The organism is Streptomyces sp. NRRL WC-3618 (assembly GCF_001280005.1).
Taxonomy (GTDB): Bacteria; Actinomycetota; Actinomycetes; order Streptomycetales; family Streptomycetaceae; genus Streptomyces.
In genome coordinates this window covers 26,447-49,322 of record NZ_LGDW01000303.1, presented here as the reverse complement: position 1 = coordinate 49,322, position 22,876 = coordinate 26,447, and the positions used below count along the sequence as shown (strand labels likewise).

General features: G+C 70.1%; 14 protein-coding genes. 10 read left to right on the top strand and 4 right to left on the bottom strand.

Annotation, left to right across the window (positions count from 1 at the left end; genetic code table 11):
• The first annotated feature begins 60 nt into the window (after window positions 1–60).
• Together ADL01_RS23575 and ADL01_RS23570 are read left to right on the top strand one after the other, a co-directional pair.
• Window positions 61–1,620 (top strand): Helicase associated domain protein, encoded by a 1,560-nt coding sequence (locus ADL01_RS23575; protein ID WP_229878024.1) that lies wholly within the window; start codon window positions 61–63, stop codon window positions 1,618–1,620.
• A 205-nt stretch (window positions 1,621–1,825) separates the two neighbouring features.
• Window positions 1,826–2,215: a hypothetical protein gene (locus ADL01_RS23570; protein ID WP_053744015.1), complete on the top strand. Its 390-nt coding sequence runs from the start codon at window positions 1,826–1,828 to the stop codon at window positions 2,213–2,215.
• A 76-nt stretch (window positions 2,216–2,291) separates the two neighbouring features.
• Here ADL01_RS23570 and tpg read toward each other — a convergent pair whose 3' ends face one another.
• The 3 genes from tpg to ADL01_RS23550 form a co-directional block, all read right to left on the bottom strand.
• Window positions 2,292–2,846, bottom strand: a complete 555-nt coding sequence (gene tpg / locus ADL01_RS23565; protein ID WP_053744014.1) for a telomere-protecting terminal protein Tpg — start codon at window positions 2,844–2,846, stop codon at window positions 2,292–2,294.
• A gap of 6 nt (window positions 2,847–2,852) precedes the next feature.
• Window positions 2,853–4,955, bottom strand: a complete 2,103-nt coding sequence (tap, locus tag ADL01_RS23560; protein ID WP_053744013.1) for a telomere-associated protein Tap — start codon at window positions 4,953–4,955, stop codon at window positions 2,853–2,855.
• A gap of 852 nt (window positions 4,956–5,807) precedes the next feature.
• On the bottom strand, window positions 5,808–8,126 hold the full coding sequence (locus tag ADL01_RS23550; RefSeq protein ID WP_053744011.1) for a DEAD/DEAH box helicase: 2,319 nt from the start codon (window positions 8,124–8,126) through the stop codon (window positions 5,808–5,810).
• A 225-nt stretch (window positions 8,127–8,351) separates the two neighbouring features.
• On the opposite strand from ADL01_RS23550, the gene ADL01_RS23545 reads away from it, so the two are divergent.
• From ADL01_RS23545 to ADL01_RS23515, 7 genes are all read left to right on the top strand, one after another.
• The gene (locus ADL01_RS23545) at window positions 8,352–9,362 is read left to right on the top strand and encodes a TniQ family protein (RefSeq protein WP_053744010.1); all 1,011 of its coding nucleotides are present in this window, start codon (window positions 8,352–8,354) and stop codon (window positions 9,360–9,362) included.
• Window positions 9,363–9,539: 177 nt separating this feature from the next.
• Window positions 9,540–10,253: a TnsA-like heteromeric transposase endonuclease subunit gene (locus tag ADL01_RS23540; protein ID WP_053744009.1), complete on the top strand. Its 714-nt coding sequence runs from the start codon at window positions 9,540–9,542 to the stop codon at window positions 10,251–10,253.
• Window positions 10,250–12,475 carry a hypothetical protein gene (locus ADL01_RS23535; protein ID WP_053744008.1) on the top strand — a complete coding sequence of 742 codons (2,226 nt, stop codon included), beginning with the start codon at window positions 10,250–10,252 and terminating at the stop codon, window positions 12,473–12,475. The genes ADL01_RS23540 and ADL01_RS23535 overlap by 4 nt, the downstream gene beginning before the upstream one ends.
• Before the next feature lie 35 nt (window positions 12,476–12,510).
• The gene (locus ADL01_RS23530) at window positions 12,511–13,656 is read left to right on the top strand and encodes an AAA family ATPase (RefSeq protein WP_053744007.1); all 1,146 of its coding nucleotides are present in this window, start codon (window positions 12,511–12,513) and stop codon (window positions 13,654–13,656) included.
• A gap of 91 nt (window positions 13,657–13,747) precedes the next feature.
• Window positions 13,748–14,815, top strand: a complete 1,068-nt coding sequence (locus ADL01_RS23525; protein WP_053744006.1) for a hypothetical protein — start codon at window positions 13,748–13,750, stop codon at window positions 14,813–14,815.
• 386 nt (window positions 14,816–15,201) lie between these two features.
• A complete protein-coding gene (locus ADL01_RS23520; RefSeq protein WP_053744005.1) occupies window positions 15,202–17,082 on the top strand; it encodes an ATP-dependent nuclease in 1,881 nt (626 codons plus the stop codon).
• Window positions 17,079–18,818 (top strand): UvrD-helicase domain-containing protein, encoded by a 1,740-nt coding sequence (locus tag ADL01_RS23515; protein WP_053744004.1) that lies wholly within the window; start codon window positions 17,079–17,081, stop codon window positions 18,816–18,818. The genes ADL01_RS23520 and ADL01_RS23515 overlap by 4 nt, the downstream gene beginning before the upstream one ends.
• Before the next feature lie 108 nt (window positions 18,819–18,926).
• On the opposite strand, the gene ADL01_RS23510 is transcribed toward ADL01_RS23515, so the two are convergent.
• On the bottom strand, window positions 18,927–19,865 hold the full coding sequence (locus ADL01_RS23510; RefSeq protein WP_053744003.1) for a hypothetical protein: 939 nt from the start codon (window positions 19,863–19,865) through the stop codon (window positions 18,927–18,929).
• Between the two features lie 743 nt (window positions 19,866–20,608).
• On the opposite strand from ADL01_RS23510, the gene ADL01_RS23505 reads away from it, so the two are divergent.
• The gene (locus ADL01_RS23505) at window positions 20,609–22,846 is read left to right on the top strand and encodes a hypothetical protein (RefSeq protein ID WP_053744002.1); all 2,238 of its coding nucleotides are present in this window, start codon (window positions 20,609–20,611) and stop codon (window positions 22,844–22,846) included.
• Window positions 22,847–22,876: the final 30 nt, after the last annotated feature.

Genomic DNA, 22,876 nt, shown 5'->3' with positions numbered 1-22,876 from the left:
GGCCGTGGTGCGGCCCGCAAAGAGACCGCTCGTGCGGAGGGGCAAAGGGCGTTGGCCAGCGTGCAGATCACGGACCAGAACCGGTTGTCGACGGTGAAGCCGGACTTGGCCGCAACGCTGGACGCCGAGAAGTCGGGAATCACGGCGGATGAACTCACGGTAGGAGCCAGCCGGAAGGTCTGGTGGCGCTGCCCGGACTTCCCTGACGATCACGACGGGTGGGAAGCCGTCGTGGGCAACCGTACGGGAGGCTTCCGCAAGCGCTATGGCACTGGCTGCCCGGACTGCCGCCTGGTCAAAACGTCCGCGCAGGAGCTGCGCCTGAAGGCGGAACTCAGCACTGTCCTTCCCATCGACCCCAGCCGTGGCGCCATACGTACCACCCGCGTCGAGCATGTCGACATGGTCATCGAGGCCGACAGCCTGCGTCTCGTCCTGGAGTTCGACGGCTCCTACTTCCACGGGACCGCCGACTCACGGCGCAAGGACAGCATGAAGTCCCAGCGGCTGCGCTCCGCCGGCTGGACCGTGGTGCGTATCCGTGAGGACCCCCTCAGCCTCCTCGACAGCGCCTATGACGTCGTGGTCGGCTTCGTCGCCGAGCCCGAGGAGGCCGCGGCCGACGTCCTGGACCACCTGGCGCAGCTCGGCCTGGTCGATGCTGGTGCAGCCGAGCGCTACCGGGCCCTTGCCGCTCCGCAAGGTGCCGCGACGGCGCGTGAATGGATCCGCGAACGTATCGGCGAGCAGGCGCTGAAGATCGAGTACACGGCGCACAACGATGCCTGGGACTCCATGTTCGAGGCCCTGGTGGCCTATGCCGCCGATGCCGGCAACTGCTACCCCACCGATGATGTGGCTGTCGACGGCCGGAGTCTGGGCAGATGGAGCCGCAAGCAGAGGGGGTTGCAGCGCCAGGGACGCCTGCGGCCGGATCGGGTCGAGCGGCTGGCCGCCATCCCCACCTGGTCCAGCGGCACCGCGCACGAAGCCGGCTTCTGGTCCCGGTACCGTGCCTACCTTCGGCGTGCCGAGGCCACGGATCCGGACGAGCGCGAGAAGGCGATGCCGGGCCGCGAGGCCACCGTGTGGGCGAATAACCTCCGCAGCCGACGCGAAGACCTGGTCGCGCACGGCCGCGACCTGCCGGACGACCAGCTCAAGGCCCTGGAGGAGATACCCGGCTGGTCCTGGGCCCCCTTCGGTGACAGCCATACGGCGAAGGTTCAGCTGATGCAGCAGTTCGTCACCACCACCGGTCGGTCCGTCGCATCCATCAAGCAACGCGAAGAGTGGAACGGCCACCTCATCGGGATCTGGCTGAATTCCTGGCGCACCAACCGTGGCAGGCTCTTGGACTCGCAGAAGGTCGATCTGGAGGCGCTGGCGGGATGGACATGGGACCAGCGGGGCGATCAGTGGGAGGCGATGTTCCGGCAGCTCACGGACTTCGGCACAGCACACGGCCAGCTGCGGCCGAGCCTGCCCCTCGGCAGCGAGCAGGAGAGGACGCTCGCCCGGTGGAAGCGCAACCAGAAAAACCGTCTCCAGGGGCGCGACGACGCCAGGGCCAACGCACTCCGCGCGCTGCTCGCCCGGTACGGGGAGGAACTCGCCTGAACCGGTAGCGGGGCGTACCGGCCGTCTATCACGCCCAGTTGCTCGAGCACTCAGGCGCAGATGTGTGCCGAGGCTCGGTGGTTGTCACCGACGGCACCGGATAGCCTGCGAAGGAACCAGGTTGAAGCAGTCGGACTGTCACCAGAGAGGCGCTGGAGTTGTCTCACATAGCCGATCACTGGTCTTCCAGTCGCCGGCGCGCAGTGTGACTCGCGACGACCTCATCGCCATGCTCCGCGAACAGACTCCGGCATGCGGGCCTGCACGCGACGCTTTGATCGCCGGGGCTGACTTCGTCGTCTGGGACGGCCTGGTCCCGGCCAACCGGCACGCGGGCGTCTTCCGGGGGCGAATGCACCACTCCTTGAAGCGTGGCCACACGATCGATGGCCTGGCCGACAGTATCGACATCCTTCGGCGAGCCGGGGAAGAGCCGCTTCGTACCGGATCCATCGACGCGGTGGACAGATCATCCTGGTTCACGATCTTCCTGAACTCCACGGCGACAGCAGTGGTGGCCTGCTGCGGCGGACGCCGACCCACCACCATGGAGCCGGCCGACACCCCCGACTCCGGCGCCCAACCTCGAAGGTGACAACAAGCCTGCCTATGTGACAACCATCGCGCTTTGACTCAAGATGCCGGAGCGCGCGGAAGGAGCACCGCCCCGTTCAGTAGTCGACGTCGAGGTAGTCGATGTCGGTGAAGTCCACCAGCAGGCCGTGTGCGCGCCGTCCACGGTCCTTGAAGTAGATCTCCTGGAGTCCTTCGGCCACGATTTCCTGGAGCTGTTGCTCGGCGGCTCCGGCGGCGTGAGCGTCGAAGAGCCGTGCGGCGTAGGCGGGCGGCAGGCCTTGAGTGATGGGCCGCAGCCGCGGGTCGTCGGTGGTGCCTGGGGCTGCGGTGAACCCGAAGCGTGCCCGGGTGTCGATGACGATGCCGCCGGTCGTGGCGGCCTGCTTTTTTGCCCTCTCGCGCACCCGGGGCTGCCACCGTTTGCGGACCTCGTCGGCGAGCCGTTCCGCGAGGTCGCGGCGGGGCTGCTTGAACTGTCCGGTGAGGTAGCGCTCGACGGTGCGCTGGGTGACGCCGAGCAGGTCGGCTGCGGCCTGGGTGCCCTTGGTCTGCTTGACCAGGTACTGCATCTGCTTCTGGGCCGACTTCGGCAGGGGGCGGGTGAAGTGCGCGGCGTCGGCCTTGTCGAGGCTGTCGGCGAGGATGCCCATCAGTGCCTACTCCCCTTCGTCCTGGCCGGAGACGATGCCGGTCTTGATGTGCCGGGCGATGTTCACATCCGGGCCGTATTCCTCGAGCAGGCCCTCGGCCCACAGCACGCTCTGGGTGCCCTCGTGCTTGACCATCCCGGGTGAGACGCCGAGCCGGAAGCCTCCGGGCAGCGGCTTGCCGTCCTGGTAGGGCAGGAAGTCGAGGGGGCTGGGGCCATCGGAGGCGTAGACGGCACAGTCGGAGAGGATCGCGACCGGGTACAGGCCGACGTGGGTGGCGAGCTTGAGCATCTTGCGGTGCATGTTGGTGCGGGCGCTGGCGATGACGGCGGCGCGGATGTCGGGGCGCCAGGTTGGGCGGGCGAGGGCGGACCAGGGCTCGCCCGGCCGCCAGCCGCCGCTGCGGGCCCGCTCGCGCAGTTTGCCGATACCGCCCTTGACGGTGGCCTTGACGGCGCTGAGCACCGCGGCAAGGACGGGATCGGTCTGCTGGTAGTCGGCCATCGCGGCCAGGAACTGCTCTTCGGGCATGTCCGGGGTGACGCCGAGGTCGGCCATCGTGGCGACGTAGGCGTCCCGTAGCCGGGTGTACCAGGCGTCCAGGTAGGGGCCGTGTTCGTAGCGCAGGTAGGCCTCGAGGGGGGCGACGGAGTAGCCGAGCTCGACGGCGTAGGCGACGGTCGGGGTGGCGTACCAGGCCGGGCCCTGGGGCGGCTCGCCGTGGGGGGTGAACGGGCTGGGCAGTCGCTCGTCGAGGCGGATGTGGGAGAGGTCGACCAGCCAGGAGCCGGGCAGTCTCGCGTCGAAGACCGGGCGGTGGACGTGGACGGGGGCGGACAGGCCGACGGTCAGCCGGTTGGCGGCCGCGGCGAAGGCCATGTTGACGTCGATGCCGACGACGTAGGGCTTCATGCATTCCTCGTCCGTCAGCGGCCTCGCCCACTGGTAGGCCTCTTCGTCCAGCACCTGGTCGGGGGTGCGCTGGTGGAAGCGGGGATACAGGGCGGCGACGGCCGGATGGCCGTCGGGGGCCTCGGGCGGGGCGCACTCCACCGGTTCACTCAGCGAGCCGGGCATCGGACCGGACACCCACTTGCCGGTGGCGGGGTCCTTCACCGCGCGGGTGGGCGGGCGCAGCGCGGTCATCAGCTCCAGACCGGTGACGGCGGTGGAGCCGCACGGAGTGAGCACGCGGGTGGCGTAGCTGGACAGCAAGCGGGCGAGTTCGGCCGGCTCCAGCTGGTATGCCGTGCCCCAGGAGCGGGTGTCGAGCGCGCCCCAGGGCACGACGGCGAACTGCACGCACTGGCGGCGTGCACCGTCGGCCGTGCGATAGACCCGCGCCCACGGGCCGAAGCCCCGCTTCGTCAACTTCCACTGTGCTGCGGCGAGTTGTTTCAGCGCCGGGTGGTCGTCGGGCAGGCGCAGGCCGCGCCGGTCCTCCAGCACGGCCGGCAGGCCCAGGCGTTGGACGGCGGAGGCGGTCAGCACGATCAGCGGGTCGGCGTCCTTGCCCGAGCGGTGCAGGCGGGCAGCACCCAGCTTCGCCTCGCCCAGCGCCCAGTTGACCAGTGCCGGAAGGTCGGCGAGCGGACAGTCGAGCACCAGGCCGTCCGCGCAGTAGGCCGCGCTGTCGCCGTCCACGACGGCGAGCGGCCCGTGGGCGAAGCGCGCGTCCGCGACAGGCGCGGCCGCTGTCTTCCTGGCCACCGGCGGGCGCGCGCTCACCGCCCGGACCGGGGCCGCCGGGCTTGCCGCGGGCAGGACGGGCGATGTGGGCGCATGCGGCTGCGAGCTGACGGATGGGCCGGTACGAGGTCCTAGCGCCGAGTCGGAGGGCGACTCGGGGGCGGGGAAGCGGGCAGCGAGGCCGTCGAGAAGACGGATGTAGGCGGCCCGCGCGGGAGGGCGTGGCTCGGTGCGTCCCGCCTCCCAGCCGGTCACCGTCTCGCGTCGCACATCCAGCGCCTTCGCGACCTGGTCCTGGCTCAGGCCCGCGGCCTCGCGCAGCCGTTTGCGTTCGGCGGGGACCGGCAGGGCATCCGGTGCCGCCGCCTGTTCCAGCAGGGCATCGACCGATGCGAAGAGCCCGTTCTGCTCGTCGGACACGAGAGTCACCTCCAGCCCCAACCCTACATGGAGCGCACATCGGATCGCACGTCAAACACACATCGAGTATGTGGAGTTGGGGGACGGCGCACCGGCGTCCGGACACTCCGTGCTCCTCTCGACGAAGCCTGAGCAGTTCTCGGCGAGGTTTGATCGCCTTGGCCAGTGGCGGGCGAAGCTCTCCTGTCATGACCGGCACGCCGCCCGTCGCGGGCGCGGCACGGTCGCCGCCGCCGGCCTTTCGGACCACGCTGAAGCCGCGATCATCGCCACAGCATCGGCGGCAGGACCGGCGGTTCCGCTGCGGCCGCGGGCTCCTTACCTGTGGCAGCGGCCGCCATCGGCGGGTCCGCCGGCCCCAGTCCCAGTTCCGGGGCCTGCCGAAGCCGGCGGTGGGCGGTGCGCTCGCTAACGTAGAGGGTGGCCGCGACAGCTCGCGCGGCGTTCTCCTTCCGGGCTGGCAAGAGGTCCTGACCCGCCTGCACCAGCAGTTGTGCACGCTTGCCCCCGGTCATGTGCCCACCGGCCTCAAGGAGAAGCTCGGCGTGCTGCGGGTTCAGGTGGAGGCTGAGGGGGCCGACCGTTCCGCGCTGCGTGGCGTGGTGGCTGCGGCAGAGGCGGGTCGGTACGTACCTGCGAGTTCTGCGGTGCACCCGGCGGCGTCCGTACCGCAAGGACGAGCCGGGAGGCTGGCGCAAGACCGTGTGCGACACCTGCCACGGTGCGTGGTCCGCCCACTACCTCGGGATCATTCACGGTGCTGTGCATGATCGACGCGGATGAAGCGGGTGTGGTCCCCCATGCGTTACCGCTCCCCCGGCGGGCGCCCGGTTTGCCAGAGAGTTGACTGGTTTATGCCAGCGTTCGTGTCCATCGCATATCGAGTGCTTCGAGAGCGTCGAGCTGTTCGCGGGTCAGACGGTAGGGCCGCAGGCGTTTGTCGGAGAGCCATTCCCCGAGGCGGAAGGAGCTGCCGCGGTCCCAGACGACATGGTCATAGGGGACGTTGAGGTGCTGATGGGCGCGCCAGTAGGTGTGGGCGTGGCGCAAGCCGTGGGCGAAGGCGCGTTCGCTCTGGCTGCGGGGCGGGCGCAGCAGCAGGGCGAGCGGGTGGTGGAGCGGCAGGGCTCCGAGGAGGTTGTGCTGAGCGGAGCTCAGGGTGGGCAGGACTTGGAGTTGCTTGTCGAGCCACTGCTCCAGCGGTCGGTCGTCGCTGTCGGGGGCAAGGTCGGGAAATGCCAGTTCGCCGCGGCGGGCGGCTGCGAGAGCGCGTGCGTAGATGCGCCGCCAGTGGCCGTGCTTGTCCCAGTCGGCGTTCCACCAGGGGTTGATCTCGGTGAGGGCCCGCTGGTAGCAGTAGGGCAGTTGCCCCCGGCGGGCCTTGGTGCGGCATGTGTTGATCCAGCGGCCGAAGTCCATGCCCCGGAAGCGTTCCCCCGGGACGGGCGAGAGGTGGCCGTGCTGGGCGTGGTAGCCGCGGGCGATGTCCAGACGGTGCTCGATGCTGGTGCGGGGGTGTTCCCAGATCATGCCCAGCGCGTCGAGCGCTTCGATGCGTTCGGGCTTGAGGCTGTGGTTCATGCGCAGGGAGCGCTGGTTGCCCAGCCACCAGCCGAGGTAGAAGCGGTCGGGGCCGCAGTAGCTGCTGGGGACCTTCAGGTGGCCGTGTTGTTCGCGGTAGCGCCGTGCGCTTTCGAGGCCGAGTTCCCAGATGCAGTTGTGGGGGTCTTCGGCGTACAGACTGAGCAGGGGGATGAGTTCGTCGGCGCGTTCGGGGCGCGCCACCGGGTGCAGGGGGTCGGTGGGCTTGGGGTGGCGCAGGTAGTGGACGCGGTGGAAGACATGCTCGTCGTAGAGCTTGAGGGCGGACAGGACCTGTTGCAGCAGGTAGAAGCGGGTGCCTTTCGCGGCGTCGGCGAGGTCCTGGCCGGGGGCCTTGTAGACGGGAATGATGATGTGAGCGACTTTGTTCTGGCCGGGCACCGGGCGCAGGGCCCGGCCGACGGCCTGGACGATCTGGTACGTGCTGGTCTTGGCGCTGGTGAACAGGACGGAGTCGATGGCGGGGACATCGACGCCTTCGGCGAAGATCATGCAGTTGGTCAGGACGGCCCGCATCGGCTTTTTGTCGCTGGAGGTCAGGGAGGCTTCTTTGAAGGCGCTGACCTGGGTGAGCCGCTCGTAGCGGCTCTGCTCGCAGTTGACGGTGCCGACCTGGAGCGGGCCCTGCATCCGCTTGGGCATCAGGGCAGCCGTCTCGGGGAGGGTCTCCGCGAAGACCTCGGCGGCCTTGATCCGAGGGGAGAAAACCAGGACGCGGCGTAGGTCGTAGTCGTGCATGGCGCGCAGCAGGGCGACCTCGGCGGCCGCCATGCGCAGGCCTTCGGAGTCGGCGGCGAGCATCGGGTTGCGGTTGAGGATGGCGCGCAGGTCAGCGTCTTCCACCTCGATGGCGACGATGCGGTAGTCGGCCAGCAGCCCCTGGTCGATGGCGTCGGCCAGGGAGAGGCGGAAGACGACCGGGCCGTAGAGGTTCAGATCGTCCATCGATGCGACTTCGATGTCGACCGGGAGGTCCTGGCCAGTCTTGGACTCGAAGTTGCGGGGGGTGGCGGTGACGAAGAGCCGGTGGTGGGCGAAGATCTGCTGGCTGTTCAGCAGCAGCGCCCAGGGTTTGGCGAGGTTGCCGGCCGTGCGGTGGGCCTCGTCGCAGACGAGCACGTCCCAGGGCGGCATGTGGAACAGCCGGTGGGCTTCGGCGATCTTTCCCAGCGAGTGGTAGGTCGCGAAGACGCTGACCGGGCCGTCGGCCTGGGAGATCTCCGCGGCGAGTGCGGCAGGGGTGGTGACGGCGGTCAGGACGCCGCGCAGGGCCGGGTCCTTGGGCAGGTCCGGATCTCCGCTGAGGGCGAGGTAGCGGCCGGGGCGGCCTTCTTTGTGCCACTCGCGCGCGGTCTGCTCGAGCAGTTCCAGCGTGGGCACGACGTTCACGGAGGTGCCCGTGGGCGCCATGTGGTGCACGACGTTGAGGGCGATGAAGGTCTTGCCGCTGCCGCACGGGGAGTCGACACGGCAGCGGGGCGCACCGAGGAGGAACTCGGTGACGCAGTTGTCGACCGCCTGCTGCTGGAACGGGCGCAGCGAGGTACGCAACCGGGGTAACTCGGCCATAGCCGTGCTCCTTTCGGGTTTTGGAGGCAGAGGTCCCTCCTCGAGGGTGGAAGGGGGGCCTGCCGCCCTGCAGTGCACAGACGCCCGTACTTCACTCGAACGGGTGACGGGGGCTTGCGGCGGTGCGCGGTCGGGACTGGGATGCGGAGGTTGCGTTGTGCGCGTGATCCCGGCCGGGCCGCGCGCGGCCGGCTTGTGGCGCATGCGGTCCTGGTGGGGGGTGTGATGGCAGACAGGACGGGTGTATGGGGACCGCGCCTGCGGCTGCGGGTGCCCGTGCCGCACCTGGCCGGCGAGTCGACCGGCTCGTTCGTCAATCGGCTGGCACATGCCCACGAGTTGGAGCTCGGAGATCTTTTGGACCGGGTGGGCACGGGCCGCCAACCGGTCAATCCTCGTCTGCCGGCCCTGGCGGAGCTCTATGTCAACCGGGCGGCACTGGATCATCTGGCGGTGCTGTCCGGCCGGACACCGCACCGGCTGCAGCTGGCCCTGACCAACCTCCAGGCCCGTTTTCTGCTGCCGGGAGATGATCCGGCGCGCTGGCAGTGGCCGTTCGAGGTCCGTGAGGGGCATGTGGTGCGCTGCTGCGACCTGTGCGCCCTTGCCCGGGGCGTGGGTGAGGCGGCGTGGCTGATGTGGCCGGATCCGTGGCGGGTGTGCCTGCGTCACCGGCGATTCACGGACGACCACCGCGGCCAGGACCCGCACGTGGTGGCTCTGGAGGGACTGCCGGAGGTGGTGCGTGCGCACGCCGACCGGTTGCGGCTGGAGCGCCGCTTCGGGGCGGCGGGCGCGGAGCTGTTCGCCGACGGCTTCCAGATGGTGGCGCGCTGGTGGGAACGTACGCCGGACGTGTGGAGCTGGACGCAGCGGGCCTGGCGGGCGGGACTGGAAGCGCGGGAGCTGCGCACGGGCCCCCTGGTGATCTATCCGGAGGCCGTCCAGCTGGCGCGGGAGATGCTGCGCTACGAGCAGCGTGGCGAGCACACGCCTGCGGCGCGGGCGGTGTGGGTGCAGGACGTGCAGCAGCTGATGGCCGGCTGGGGGCTGGAGGACGTGGACGGCTGGGGCGAGCTGGCGCAGTGGCTGGATCACCATGCTCAGCCAGCTGCGGCCCCCTTCGCCGACGGTGCCGGTGGTGCCCGTCGGCGCCGTCGGCGGGTGCTGGCCGTGGGGCACAGCCGACTCGCTGAGCCGTCCGGCTCGTTGCGCGAGCGCTCCTGCATGGTGTGAGAACTGGCCCTCGTCAAGGGCGAGCTGACCGGAAGCGGGTTCGTCAAGAGGGCATCACCCGTTCGAGTGATGCCTGCTTCGGTGCGCTGACCGCTGCGGGCGGGAGACGGTCAGGCTGGCGTCACGGCCTGGTTCGGGGCGACTGCTCCGGCCGGGAGACGCGGAGGGAGGCTCCGGGTGCGTGAGGTGAGGGCGTGGCATCTCGACGACGACGGCCGCTTGGTGTGTGTCGCACCCGAGGCGCTGTGGGGGGTGGCGCTGGAGGAGCGCCAGCCGCCCACGGATCCGGTCGCCTACCACGGCCGGCAGGGCAAACTCACCGACTGGTGGTCGGCGACGACCGGCACGCTGGTGGTGTGCGGGTCCAAGCGGCGCACCTATGTGGCCACCGAGCTGGACTTCGATCCCGCCATCAGCCGGTTCGCCGGGGAGCCGGTCGAACTGCACTGGGAGCAGGGTCGCATCCGGCACCGGTGGCGGCCGGACTTCATCGCCCTGACCCGCGACCAGCAGCGGCAGGCCGTGGTGCTCGCCCCGCACCGGATGGGCCCGCAGTGGCGCGAACGCCTGGCCGCCCTGCGCGAGGTCGCCGCTCAGGCCGGCTGGAGCGTGTGCATGCGCCCGGTGCCGCACGGGGTGCGGCGGGAGAACCTGCTGCTCGTGGCGGACTTCCGGCAGCCTGCCGTCTGCGATCAGGCGCATGAGCGGGCCCTGCTGGCCGCGTTTCGACGGCCGCGCCCGCTGAAGGAGGGCGTCCTGGCCAGCGGAGTGCCCGAGTTCCTCGGTCGCGACCATGTGTACCAGCTCATCTGGCGCCGTCGTCTGGACATCGACTGGAGCCGGCCGCTGCTGCCCTTCTCCCCGGTCTGGGCGGCAAGGGGGCAGCGATGACGGGCACGGTGTCGGGCTGGTTCGAGACCGACCGGGTCTGCCTGGGGGATCTGGTGCGCTGGCGCGGTGGCGTGTGGGAGGTCAGCGCCTTCCAAGGGCGGCAGATCACCCTGCGGCCGCAGTCGGGCGATGTGGCGCCGGTGGACATGCTGTGGCGGGAGGTGGAAAGCGCCCCGGACTTCGCCGTCCTCGACAACGACGGACAGGACGTGGCCCGCGCACGCCTGCCTGCACTGGGCGAGCTGCTGGAGGCCGCCACCCCGGCAGAGCGCGAGAAGGCCCTGTGGTGGCACGAGCACATGAAAGAACTCCACACCGGACTGCGGCCCGGCTCCACCACGGCCCGCCCCGGCTACGACCCGGACACCACCACCTTCAAACAGCGCTGCCAGACCAAGTCGGCCGAACTCGCCGCCGTCGGCATGGAGTTCAGCTGGCGGGCGCTGGATGACCGGCGCCGCGCCTGGAAGGCTGCCGCCGAGAATCCGCTGGTGCTGCTGTACGACGGCCGCAAGACCCGCACCCCCGACCCGGGCGGCCGCACCGACAAGCGGGTCATCGCGCTGATGCACGAGGTCACCGCCCGCCACGCCCGCGAGTCAGGCGGCCGGGTCAACCGCGTGTACGAGGACGTCGAGACCCTCGTCCGTCAGCGCTACCGCCGGGAGTTGCAGGATCCCCGGGAGGCGGAGCGGCTGCTGCTGCCCCGCTCGACGTTCTACACCCGGATGCAGGAGCTCGGGCTGACCGAGCAGCTCAAGAAGACCACGCGTCGGCGCTCACGCGAGGCCAGCAAGCCGCGGCGCCCGTACACGCCGTCGGTGGCGCTGCGGCCGGGCCAGCTGGTACAGATCGACACCTCTCCGCTGAAGATCAAGGTGATCGGGGACGACGGCCGTGCCGTCTCGGCCGAGCTGACCGCCGCGATCGATGTCGCCTCCCGCTCCTGCATGGCCCTCATGATCGTTCCCGTGGTGACCGGGGAGGGAAAGCCGGGGCAGCGCATCGGGGGCCGCGCCACCAAGGCGTTCGATCTGGTGCTGCTGCTGGCGCAGTGCTTCGCCCCGCTGCCCATGCGGCCCGGCTGGGACCCGCTGACCGCGGCCCGCAATTCGGCCCTGCCCTACGGCCAGCTGTGTGCGGCCGACGCCCGCTTCGCCGAGGCCGTCGCGGCCCGCCCGGTCATCCACCCGCGGACCATCGTCATCGACCAGGGCAGCCCCTATCTGAGCGATCACTTCAAGATGGTGTGCAGCTTCCTGGGCATCAGCATCGAATACGCCCGCAAGGACACGCCCACCGACAAGCCGCTGGCCGAGGCCTTCTTCCACGGCTTCGCCGACACATTCAGCCAGTTCGTGAAGGGCTGGACGGGCCGCAGCTTCGAGCAGCGCGGCTACGGCATCGAACGCCAGCGCCTGTTCAGCATCAACCAGGTACAGGCCGCGGCCGAGGAATGGGTGGCGCTCGACTACCAGCAGCAGCCGCACGAGGGGCTGCGCAGCCCCCTGTATCCGGGGATGGTGCTGTCCCCGAACCAGATGTACGACCGGCTGGTGGCGAGCTACGGCTACCGTCCCCGGCAGCTGACGGCCGAGGACAACCGCAAGCTGCTGGTGCCGGCCTGGGTGACGGTCACCGACAAGGGCGTCCAGATCGACAACCGCACCTACCGCTCCCTCGATGGGCCGCTGTGGGACCTGGAGGGCCTCGACTCCGGACTCGCGCACAAGAACGGCCGGTGGGAGGCCCGTTACAACCCCTACTATCCCGACGTCGCCTGGCTGTATGACCACCGGCTGAGCGGCAGGTGGATCCCGGTGGAGTTCCTCTACCGGCACATGCTGGCCGACCTGCCGTGGACGCACTACCACTGGCAGGACGCCGCCGAGGAATGGGCGCTGGGCGGCGGCAGCCGCGAGGATGAGGTGGCCATCACCCTGGCCGTGAAGGAACGCCACCGCCGCACCCGCCGCGGACCGACCGCGCGGCAGGCGGCCGAGCCCCGCCTGCCGTTCCGCGGCGTGATCCGCCTGGAGACCGGCGACACGTCCGACTCCGCGGCGCCGGTCACGCCGCTGGACCCCGACACCGTTCCCGCCGCTCCCTCGCTGCCCGTGCCGGCCCGGGACATCGACAACGGCCGCTACACCCTGCCCACATGGGCCCCGGCCGACTCCCAGGACGACCCGCCACCGGCCGGCACCGCTGCGCCCGCATGACCCCGCCTCTGGCTTCACCCACCGAGGAGAGCTGAATGAAGACCACCGTGCCCGCCGCATCCGATGCCCGGGCCGAGATCGCCCACCTGGTGCGCACCACGCCGCCCCTGCCCTCATGGATCTTCTCCTGGGAAGGCTGGGACCGGTATGTGCGCACCGAGTTCAATCCACCCGACCTGCTGGACTGCGCTCCCGCGGACGTGGACGTCGACGAGGACGACCCGCGAGTGGACTACCACCGCCATCTGTTGATGATCGACACCGCGTTCCTGAAGGACTGTCTGCTGCGGGCCCGAGGCACCTTCGGTGTCAACGGCAACCGGTACGAGGGCCTGCTGGACATGGTGATCGACGGCCCGGCCGGCACCGGCAAGACGTACCTGCTGCGGCTTATCGGCCGGGAGTTGCAGCGCAGGGTCGAAAAGCACTTCGACGACCGGGTCCCGGTCGTGCACATCACCGTCCCGCACAACCCGGAGAACGAACTCAACTGGATATGGGAGATCGCTTCCTTCCTTGCTCTGGCACCCGAGCCCAAGAGCGAGGCGGAAGCCCGTCAGCTGCGCCGCATCCCCGACCTGTCCCTGCCCGTGCGCACCGTCTTGGAGCGCAAGCAGACCCGCCTGCTGCTGGTCGACGACATCCAGCGGGTCTCCCCCGCCCAACTCGGCCCGATCCTGCACTACTTCGACTTCCTGCGCACCCGGCTGGGTATCACCACCATCTTCTGCGGCACCGGCGCGACCGACATCGTCCATGCCGCCCGCAAAGGCTGCGACCGCCGCGACGAAGCGCTGTGGACCGCCCACCAGCGGCTGCAGCCGGGGGCCACCCCAGCCGACCTGAAGGCGGCAGTGGCCAAGGAACAGAAGGTGCGCAGCCTGCTGCCGGTCACCTGGGTGGACCCGCTTCCCTGGAGCGACGACGCCGAGGGCCAGGCCCCCTTCCTGGCCGTGCTCAAGGGTTACGAGAAGAACCTGCGCATGCGCAAGCTGAGCAAGGACGTGCTCACCCGGCACGCCCAGTACCTGCATGACCGGACCGGCGGCTACTTCCTCTACCTGTCCCAACTCATCTGCGGCGCCGCCGTCGCCGCGATCCTCGACGGCACCGAGGACATCACCCGCGAGCACCTTCAGGCCATCCGCATCGGCCGGGAAGAGATCCTGCCCAGCCGCTGACCACGCCCGCGAGCACCGGGCGGCACAGGTTACAACCGCCCCCGCGCCCGCACCGTTTCCGCCCGCATCCCTCTCCAGGATCGAGCCCACTATGAGCGTGGACCGGACCGGCATCCAGGACGTGCATGCCCTGTGGCTGCAGACACTGGACTTCCTCCACTACAACGCGCCCCAGACGTGGACGGACATGCTGCAGCAGGAGGGAGTGACATTCTTGATGCCGCCCGCCGTTGCGGCGCTTGAGCGGGTGCAGGATCAGGCCGCCGCCCTGGCCAACGCGGAAAGCCGCCGGCTGCGCAAAGCGGACTTGTTCTACATCACGCGGGAAGCCGCCGCGAGCGTCGCAGGGCTGATAGGCGTCCCGTGCATCGCCCAGATCGCCAGCATTGTGCCCTCACCCTCCGGGCTGATGGTGTGGGAAGAGCCGCCGGTGCACATCGAGAGGGGTGTTGTGCTGCGGGCCGTGTCCTGGGGGCCCGCCTATGACGGTGGCACCTGGTGGTCCTGGTGGACGGATACGGCAGCCTGTGTGCGCGCCAGCATCACCGAGCCGAGCATGCTGATGATCCACGGAGGGCTGACCTTCCACGAGGAGGTCCACACCGAGCCCGACTTCTGGCCGGTGCAGGCCGATGACCCCGCGCTCCCGGAGCACCTGCAGTTCCGTGCCCTGCTGTTCACGTGGATGGCGATCTCCTGCGGTCTTCTGGTGTACCGCGAGTCCGTGGGCCCCAGCCAGGACATCTGCGGGCATCTGCGCCGCACGGGTATGGAGTCCCGGGCGGTGCACCGTGTGATCCCGGCCAGCAGCAGCGACCGGCCGGAGCTGGCGCAGATCCTGCGCCGCCAGCTCCAGCTGGACGGAAGGGGCATCGAGGAGCGGCCCTATACGGGGTACCTGCCGGCGCAGTTGGCGCCGTGGCACGTCTATGTGCCGGGTCTCGGGCACCGCCTGATCGTGGAGATCCCCTCTCTTGAGCCCGGGCAGACCGCGGTTCCCACGCTCGGCGCCAGCCGGAGGGTCGGCAACCTCGCATTCGCGCCGGTCAGGACGGTACTGCGCCAGGGCTGGCAGTTCCACAACGGCTATGTGCAGTCCCTGCTGCGCTACGAGCCGGAGTTCGGACTGCTGACGGAGCCCGGTGATGAGGAGTTCTGAACGCTTGCGCACCCCACGGCACCCGTGACCGCTGTCTCGGGCAGCTACCGGGCCGGGCCTTCCCCCACAGACCAGCCCCGGCCTGCCGGAAGCGAGGGTGGTCTTGCCGACGGGCATCACCAGGCACGGCGCTGTTGCGGATCGGCTCCGGGGACGACTACCTGCAGCGCCTGGTGATGTACGTGGCGTTCCTCCTGGATGCCCGGTCCGCGACTCACGTGGAGATGGGCCCGGCCCCACGGCATCTGGCACTCCTGTGGCGCGGGCCGTCATCTGCGCTGACCGCTTTGGTTTACGACGAGTTCTGAACGCTGCGCCAGACAATGCCCACTATTATCCGATGATCGCTATTACTCAGAGTGACGTGTCGGGGACGGGGGCGGGCGGTGTACGTGTCCGAGGTGCTGGTGGAGCGGTTCCGGTCGTGCGAGCGGGTACGGATCCCGCTGCGGCCGCAAGTGACGGTCCTTGTCGGGGAGAACAACGCGGGCAAGTCCAGCGTGATCGATGCGATGCGGCTGCTCACGGATCCGCTGGACGGGCGCCGGGTGCGCTATTTCGAGGAATCCGACGTTCTCAAGGCCGCGGCCGCGCTGGGCGGGCCGAGCCTGCAGCTGGACCTGGCCGGCATCGGCCCGGCACACAGCGGCGCGTATCTGGAGGCGCTGCTGCCCAAGGGGGCTCCCGACAGCCGTACCGCACGGTGGCAGGTGTCCTGGACACCACCGCAATCGGGCGGGCGGCGCGGCAGCACCGTCTGGGCGCAGGGCGCGGGTCTCCCGGTCACGGGGGAACCTCCCGCACGCGGTGGCGTGCGGCATGTCTACCTGCCTGCGCTGCGCGATGCAGAGCGGGAGCTGGCGTCGGCCGGCGGCGACCGGGTGCGGATGATTCTCCGCGGGCTGCTGGGGGACGACGAGCAGGTCGATGCCTTCGTGGAACGGATCGGCACCGAGCTGAAGAAGGTGGCCGCGGACCCGGACGTGGCCAGGGTCGGCGAGAAGATCAACGAGCCGCTGCGGGACCTGACCGTCGGCGCGCATCCCCAGATGAGTGAACTGGCCCTGGCCGAACCCACGTTCGCCTCGATCGCCCGGTCGCTGCGGGTGTTGTTGGGCGATGCCTCCGCGCAGCCGTTTCCCCTGTCCGCGTCCGGGCTGGGCTACGCCAACACCCTGTTCATCGCCACGGTGATGGCGGAACTGGACGCGGCGGCCGAGGCCGACCTGACCGTGCTGCTGGTGGAGGAGCCCGAGGCGCATCTGCATCCGCAGCTGCAGACCCTGCTGCTGCGCTATCTGCAGCAGCGGGCGCGGGCCTCGCGCCGCCGACCGCCCGGCGACCCGGCTCAGCCGGCGGGGCACCTGCAGGTGGTGGTCACCACCCACTCCCCCGTTTTATCGGCCGCGGCCAGCGTGGAGGATCTGGTGGTCATGGCCCGGTGCCCGGGCGAGCTGTCCGACGGCTGGCAGGCACGGCCCCTGCCCATTCCCCGGCTGCAGTTGAGCCAGGACCGGGTGCGTCATCTGGACCGCTACCTGGACGCCACGAAAAGTGCCCTGCTGTTCACCTCGCGGGCACTCCTGGTGGAGGGCATCTCGGAACTCCTGCTGCTGCCCGCGCTGGCCCAGCGTGTCCTTGCCGCCGGCGAAGGCGTCGGCGACCAGGCGGCCCGGGAAGCGTTCGAGGCGCTGGAACGGTTCTTCGGCACCACCCGGGTGATCGTGGACGGCGTCGGGTTCGAGGTCTATCTGCGCGTGCTGCTGGCGCCCGTCGACGGCATGTGTCTGGGCCGGCGGGTGGCGCTGATCACCGACACGGATGTGGCACCCGGACAGCCGGAACCTTCCCGGCTTCAGTCGCTGCGGGAACTGCCGCGGCGCTGGGGCTCTCCCGGCACGCTGCACCTGGCTGCGGCGCCCCGGACCCTGGAGCCGGCCCTGTGGTCGGCCGACAACATCCCCGCATTGCGGGCGGCATTCATCCGCTGCGCACCGCGCTCGGAGGACCGCTGGGACCACGTCCTCGAAACAGACGATCCCGCCCTGGCCTTCGGGGAGCTGTTCGTCACCAAGACCAGCCGGACCCTCCCCGGCGCGGACGGAGACCTCGCGAAGGGCACCAAGATCTCCAAGGGGCGGTTCGCCCAGGAGCTCGCCGACGTGCTGGCCGACCCGGCGGTGGCGTTCACCGTGCCCACCTACCTGGCGGACGCCATCCGGTTCATCACCTCCCCGGGCAGCACCACGGCGGTGAGCACCCCGTGACGTCCCCCTCGGTGCGGGCCGGCGCCTTGACGCAGCAACAGGCCGCCGTCGCCGTGACCGCGCCTGCCTTTGTGCCGGCCTGTCCGGGCGCGGGCAAGACGCATGTGATCACCAGCCGGCATTTGCAGTCGCCGCGTCGGCTGCTGCGGCAGGGACGTGCCCTGATCTCGTTCACGCGGGTGGCCCGGGACCAGATGGCCCGCCGCTGCCGCCAGGCTGGCCGCGCCGACCTGGTCCAGGCGCCGCACTTCATCGGCACGCTCGACTCGTTCCTGTGGGAGTTCCTGGTCAAGCCGCGGCGTGCGGCCGAGCCCGTGCCCCGCCTGCTGGAGTCGTGGGCGAGCATCAAGGCCCCGGTGGAAGGCGTGGACCGGGAGATCTCCCTGCACCGCTTCCCCATGACCCTGGATCCCTCGCCCATCCCGGCGCGCGAGGCGGTGGCCTGGGACAAACTCGACTACGACACCCGCCAGCTCATCGAGGCCAGTGCCTGCAGCCAGCAGACGTGGCAGGAGAAGATCTTCGCCACCCGCAAGGCGTGGTGCGAACAGGGCTACTTCACCGGGCACGAAGCGCGGGTGCTGGCCCTGTGGAACCTGCGCAACCCCGAGGCCGCTACCGCGCTCCTGGGACCGCTGCGCTCCCGATTCGCGGAAGTCGTCGTCGACGAGGCCCAGGACTGCTCCGCCGCCGACCTGGCAATCCTCCAACTCCTGCACGACGCCGGCGTGCCGCTCGTCCTCGTCGGCGATCCGGACCAGGCCATCTACGCCTGGCGCGGCGCCGAACCACAGGCACTTCACGCCTTCGCGGCACGGCTGTCCCCCACCGCTCACCCCCTGACGGGCAACTGGCGCAGCTCCCCCGTCATCTGCCGCCTGGCGGCCACCCTGCGCACCGGGCAGCGCCCGCCCGACACCTCCGTCGTGCGCGACGACGACGACATCCCCGTCCTGCTGCTGCCCATCCAGTTCGCCACCTCTGGCAGCCGCCACCTGCACGCCCCGACCGGCACCGGCATCGTCGACGCCTTCCGCACGCTCGCCGAGGAGTACACCGTCCCGGCAGAGAACTGCCTGGTGACCGCCTACAAGTACGCCACCTTGCCGGGCATCACCCGCGAGAAGCCCAACACCAACACGATCACCAGCCTGGCCTGGGCCCGCACCGTCGCCCACACCCCGGACGCCTCCGGCGACGACCTCACCCGCGCCTGCACGATCGCCGTGCGCGTCCTGTTCGGCTACTGGTACCCGGGCGAGACCGGTGGTCCCGACCGCATCATGGCCACCCACCGGCTCTCGGCCGGCCAGGTCAACCGCACGGCCTTCGCGTTCCTGCACAGCCTGCCCCCGCCCCACAGGGAATGGGCCCCGCAGGTATGGCAGGCCATGAAGGCCTGGCCCGCCCTGCCCGGGGCCGCTCCGCAAGGCAGCAAAGGCCGCCCCGCCGGAAAGCCCACGATCTCCCGGCCCCAGGCGGCCACCGGCTTGCGCACGAACACCGTCCACCAGCTCAAGGGCGACCAGGCAGACGGCGTGCTGCTGTTGCTGCCCGATGCCGGGAGCGTCCAGCGCTGGGCCACCGCGGACCCGGCCACCGACGAAGTGCTGCGCATCTGGTACGTCGCCGTCACCCGCGCCCGCCGCCTGGCCGCCGTCGCCCTGCCCGAACAGGAGACCGACGCGCTGGCCCGGCTGCTGACCGAGCGCCAGGTACCGGTCCGCGTCGCATGACCGTTCGTGTTGTCTGTTCCCGCTTGCGGCGGGGGCAGACAACACGAGCCTCGCGGCAGCCGGGCCGTCGCTGCTTCGGCAGATTCTTGCGAGGAACCCCAGGGCTCTTTAGTCCCGGGTCGTTGACGGCTGCAGTCGTGCCCGTACGGTGAAGATCTCCTGTGCCTGCACGGCGTGGATGAGCGACTCGAAGCCGTCGCTCCACAGGCCCAGCACCAGTACTGATCCGGCGCGTTGGGCCGCGTCGGTCCATTCGCTGGTTGCCTCGGCAGGATGCTCGCCAGAGCCCAGAGTCAGGTTCTGCCCGTCCCTGGAGACTCGGCGTACGCCCCAGGGGTGGAGGGTCACGGGGTGCTGCTGCAGGACCCAGTCCATCACGTCGGGCAGTGTGTTCCACGTGTAGAGGGGGAAGCCGCAGCGTTCGGAGAGGTCCTCGATGCTGCCGGTCATGTCCGGTGAGGTGAGGGTGAGTGCCGGGAAGGGGCCTTGTGGTGTGGGGACGAAGCCGGTGCGGCCGGCCCGGTAGTCCAACGGGGGCGCCGGGGTCAGATTGATGATCATAGCGGTGAGGTCGGTACCCGTGTCCCCGCTCAGATGCGGGATCAGGGCTGTCCAGATGTCGACCAGATCCTCGAGGAAGCTCTGGCGCTGGACTGCTCCCAGGCCAGCGGTGAAGTCATAGGTGTACGGGGGGTATTCGTGCGGCTGGACGTCGTTGCAGAAGATGTAGGTGATGGAGGAGAGTTCCCGGTTCGGCACCTGGGGCAGGGAGGCGGCCAGCACGGCCAGGACCAGTGAGTCCCCCAGCATCAGCCGGGCCATGGCGGACGCCCGGCAGGGTTTGCAGTCGGCCAGTCCGGCTGCGATGGCCGCGGAAGCGGCAGACATGTCGGCGGTGCGGGACACACCGAACGGTGCGCCGCTGACGGTGATCAGCACCGGGGCGGGATGAGCATGCAGGGTGCCGGCGTTGGCCGAGGTGTAGGAGGAGCCGGCGCTGCGTGCAGTGCGCCGCGCCCGGCGTTTGCGGGCGTGGTCTTTGGGCATGGCATGGCCTCGAGTTCTGCGCGCCAGTCCCATGATCCAGTGCGCGAATGTCGAGCGCCTGCGGACCTGATGGTCTCTTCGTGGAGTGCTGTGGTGCGTGCGCAGTTGATGCAGCTCCGCCGTGCCGTGGCACGGGCACCTTTACGGTGTGGGGCCGTTCATGGGCCGGTCCCAGTTTGGGCCGATGCGCTCGGCCTACGGGAAGGTTACCGTTCCGCCGATCGGCCAGGGGGCCGATTCGCACCGTTGGCGGCGGAATCTTCAAGCACATACGGGCGTGATTCCGTGCGAGGTACCGGGTGGCTGGTGGCGTCCTGTCAGAAGGCCCGGAGCGTAAGCGTCGTGTTCCACGACGAGCGGGGAGTCGGCATCAGCCAGCGGGGACGAGGGACGTCTGCGCGGCCGGGAGAGAGCCGCCGCGAGCGAGGGCTCCCAGTGCTGCAGCTCGGCGTTCTGCCCTGCCCGCGAGCGTGATCGCCATGGGCCGCCTGCTCGGTCTGAGCGCACCCTACGGCAGGGCAGGCGCAGCCTGTTTCGGTGGCCCTGTGCCCTGCCGCTCGGCGTGCCCGCACTGTCGGCATCAGCCCCGGTCACGGGGCACCGCCCGTGGAGGGGTCTGTCCATTTAGGGCCTTATGAGATCAACCGGCCCCTCGTCGGCCTGCCGCGCGTTAGGGTCAACTTCCGCCTGGTCGGAGCGGTTTGAGGCGGTGACGGATTTCATTCACGGGGGGAGTCTGCGGGATGTACGGTCAGCTGACGTCGGACGTGCCACTCGGTCCGTTCGAGGGCACGACGATCACCGTATGGTCGGGTCAGGGCAAGCAGGCGAAACTGCATGCCACACCGTCGTGTTCGTATCTGCGCTCGGCTCGCGGCGTCGAACGGACGGTACATCTGGATGCCGCCGTGGTCGGGCGGATGTGCCCGCAGTGCGGCACCTACGGGTCCTGGGCACGTCCGGGCACGGGTCTGGCGGTGTTCCTGGACACGCTGACCGGGCTGGGTCTGCTGTACGAACTGGACAGCTTCCGCGATCCGGACGAGGACGCCTTCGAGGACGAAGAGGTCCGGCACGCGGCCGCCGTGCTGTACAAGCCCGTGGCCGACACTCCGGCAGTCCCTGGCGAACAGGACGACGCGGAGGACGACGAGGACGACACGTGGGAGGAACGGCAAGAGGCCCAGCGTGTACGCGAGTCGGTGCTGCGGCAGTGGGGCGGCGCGCTGGCGAGCATGCACCGCACGCACCGGCAGCTGGCGCTGTTCCCCTGGCTGCGGGCCTGGGCCGGGGCAGCTCTCGAAGCGAAGGCCGGGTATCTGCGCGTCCTGCAGGAGCAGGCCCAGCTGCTGGTCGCCGAAAGGGCGCTGTTGGCGGCGACCGCGGCGGCCGCCATGACGGAGCCGGATGTTCCCGCCGACGAGCCAGCCTTCGCGCCGCTGGGCGACCCCGGCGAGGCCCGCCGGCAGCTGCTGTCGCTGTGGCGGCGGTGGCGCAGCGCGGTCGAGGACAGCTGGGACGACCCCCAGCAGCAGACCTACGTGGTGCATCATCTGACCGACACGATGGGCAGCCGCCGCAAGGGGCGCGACCAGATGCTGGAGCGGGCCCGGGCAGTGGTGGCCGGCTGGGAGGCCGACGTCCGAGCGGCGGCCGGCGAGAGGCACGGCGATCGGGTTGTGGTTGCTCGTCTTCCTCACGATGCGGCGGAGCGCGGCTCTGGCAGGTCGCTTGTTGACCGGCTGGGTGAGTGGGAGCTGGGGGTGCTCGCCTCGTACACGGCCGACGTTGTCTGGGAGCCGCAGTCCGTCATCACCGTGCGGGTGCCGGAGCCGGTGGCCGTGCGCCTACTGACGCAGCATCACACACTGTCCTACAGCGAGCCGGAGACCGACGAGGCCGACCAGCCGGCGGCGCAATCCCCGGCAGACCCGCGGTCCGCGACCGGATCGGGCGTCGGGCCGGGGGTGTTCGACGACACGCCGGTCCACAGCAGGCATCTGGTCACCGGCGAGCACCTGCGCGCGCTGCGCGCCACGATGCGGGATGCCGAGCAGCTGTACGTGGTGTTCTCCGTCGGCGGCGGGCTTGAGGTCGTGGCACTGAGCGTCCTGGAGGAACGGTGCGCTGCGGGATGGCAGGGTTCCATCATTGCCGGCGCAAGTGACCTGCCCGACGCCCTCTTCGCGCCCCGCCAACCCTCTCCCGGCCAGGAAGAGCCCGTCTGGCCCGCCCGTATCCACGATCCGCATCACGAGGCGTTCGGCAGCCACCTGAGCACGGCAGAAGGCGAACGGGTGCTGGTGCGGCTGCGCGAGGGGCGACGCGACACCGATCACGCGCTGCGTTCTCTGGCCCTGGCCCGCGGCGTGGCCGACCTGCGCCAGCTGCAGGCTGTCGGGTACGACGACCGGGATTTTCCGCGCCGTCCCTTCGCGTCGGCGGTCTGGCACGGCCTGCTGGCCATGGAGCAACTGGACCTGGAACCCTTCGAACCCGACACCGACACCGGATGGCAGCGTGGGTCGGGGCTGCCGCTGGGCGTGCTCGCCGGGGTGCAGGCCTACACCTCGGACGCGGAGGGTCGCTATCAGGGCCGGGCCCACTCCCCCGACTGCAAGCACCGGCGTCCGGAGCACGGCGTCAGCCGCGACGACGACCTGGTGACCATCGCGGAGCTGCTGGGCAACAAGGGCTTCGACCCGTGCAGCAAGTGCGGCGGGTATGCCGTGCGCCGTCTCAGCCAGGACCAGGTCGCCTACTACCGTGCCGCGCACCGGCTGCACAGCCTCACCCACCAGGTGCACTCCGCGGCAGCCCGCAACAACGGCACGGGCAGTGCTGAACTGGCAGCACAGCTGAGGGAGTTCGCCGAGCTTGACCGGCGGACTGCCAACGCGTGGTTCCCGTTGCGGAAGGAAGCCCGCCAGTGGCGGCAGACTGTGAACGCTCTGCTGGGTGAGCTGCCCGGGCCGGCATGACCGCAGACAGGGCCCCGTCGCCCGGCGGTG

Bases quoted from the DNA above. Each gene is read 5' to 3' on its own strand.
- tpg (WP_053744014.1), bottom strand. From the start codon at position 2,846: ATGGGCATCCTCGCCGACAGCCTCGACAAGGCCGACGCCGCGCACTTC.
- ADL01_RS23550 (WP_053744011.1), bottom strand. From the start codon at position 8,126: ATGGCCGAGTTACCCCGGTTGCGTACCTCGCTGCGCCCGTTCCAGCAG.
- ADL01_RS23545 (WP_053744010.1), top strand. From the start codon at position 8,352: ATGGCAGACAGGACGGGTGTATGGGGACCGCGCCTGCGGCTGCGGGTG.
- ADL01_RS23535 (WP_053744008.1), top strand. From the start codon at position 10,250: ATGACGGGCACGGTGTCGGGCTGGTTCGAGACCGACCGGGTCTGCCTG.
- ADL01_RS23530 (WP_053744007.1), top strand. From the start codon at position 12,511: ATGAAGACCACCGTGCCCGCCGCATCCGATGCCCGGGCCGAGATCGCC.
- ADL01_RS23525 (WP_053744006.1), top strand. From the start codon at position 13,748: ATGAGCGTGGACCGGACCGGCATCCAGGACGTGCATGCCCTGTGGCTG.
- ADL01_RS23510 (WP_053744003.1), bottom strand. From the start codon at position 19,865: ATGCCCAAAGACCACGCCCGCAAACGCCGGGCGCGGCGCACTGCACGC.
- ADL01_RS23505 (WP_053744002.1), top strand. From the start codon at position 20,609: ATGTACGGTCAGCTGACGTCGGACGTGCCACTCGGTCCGTTCGAGGGC.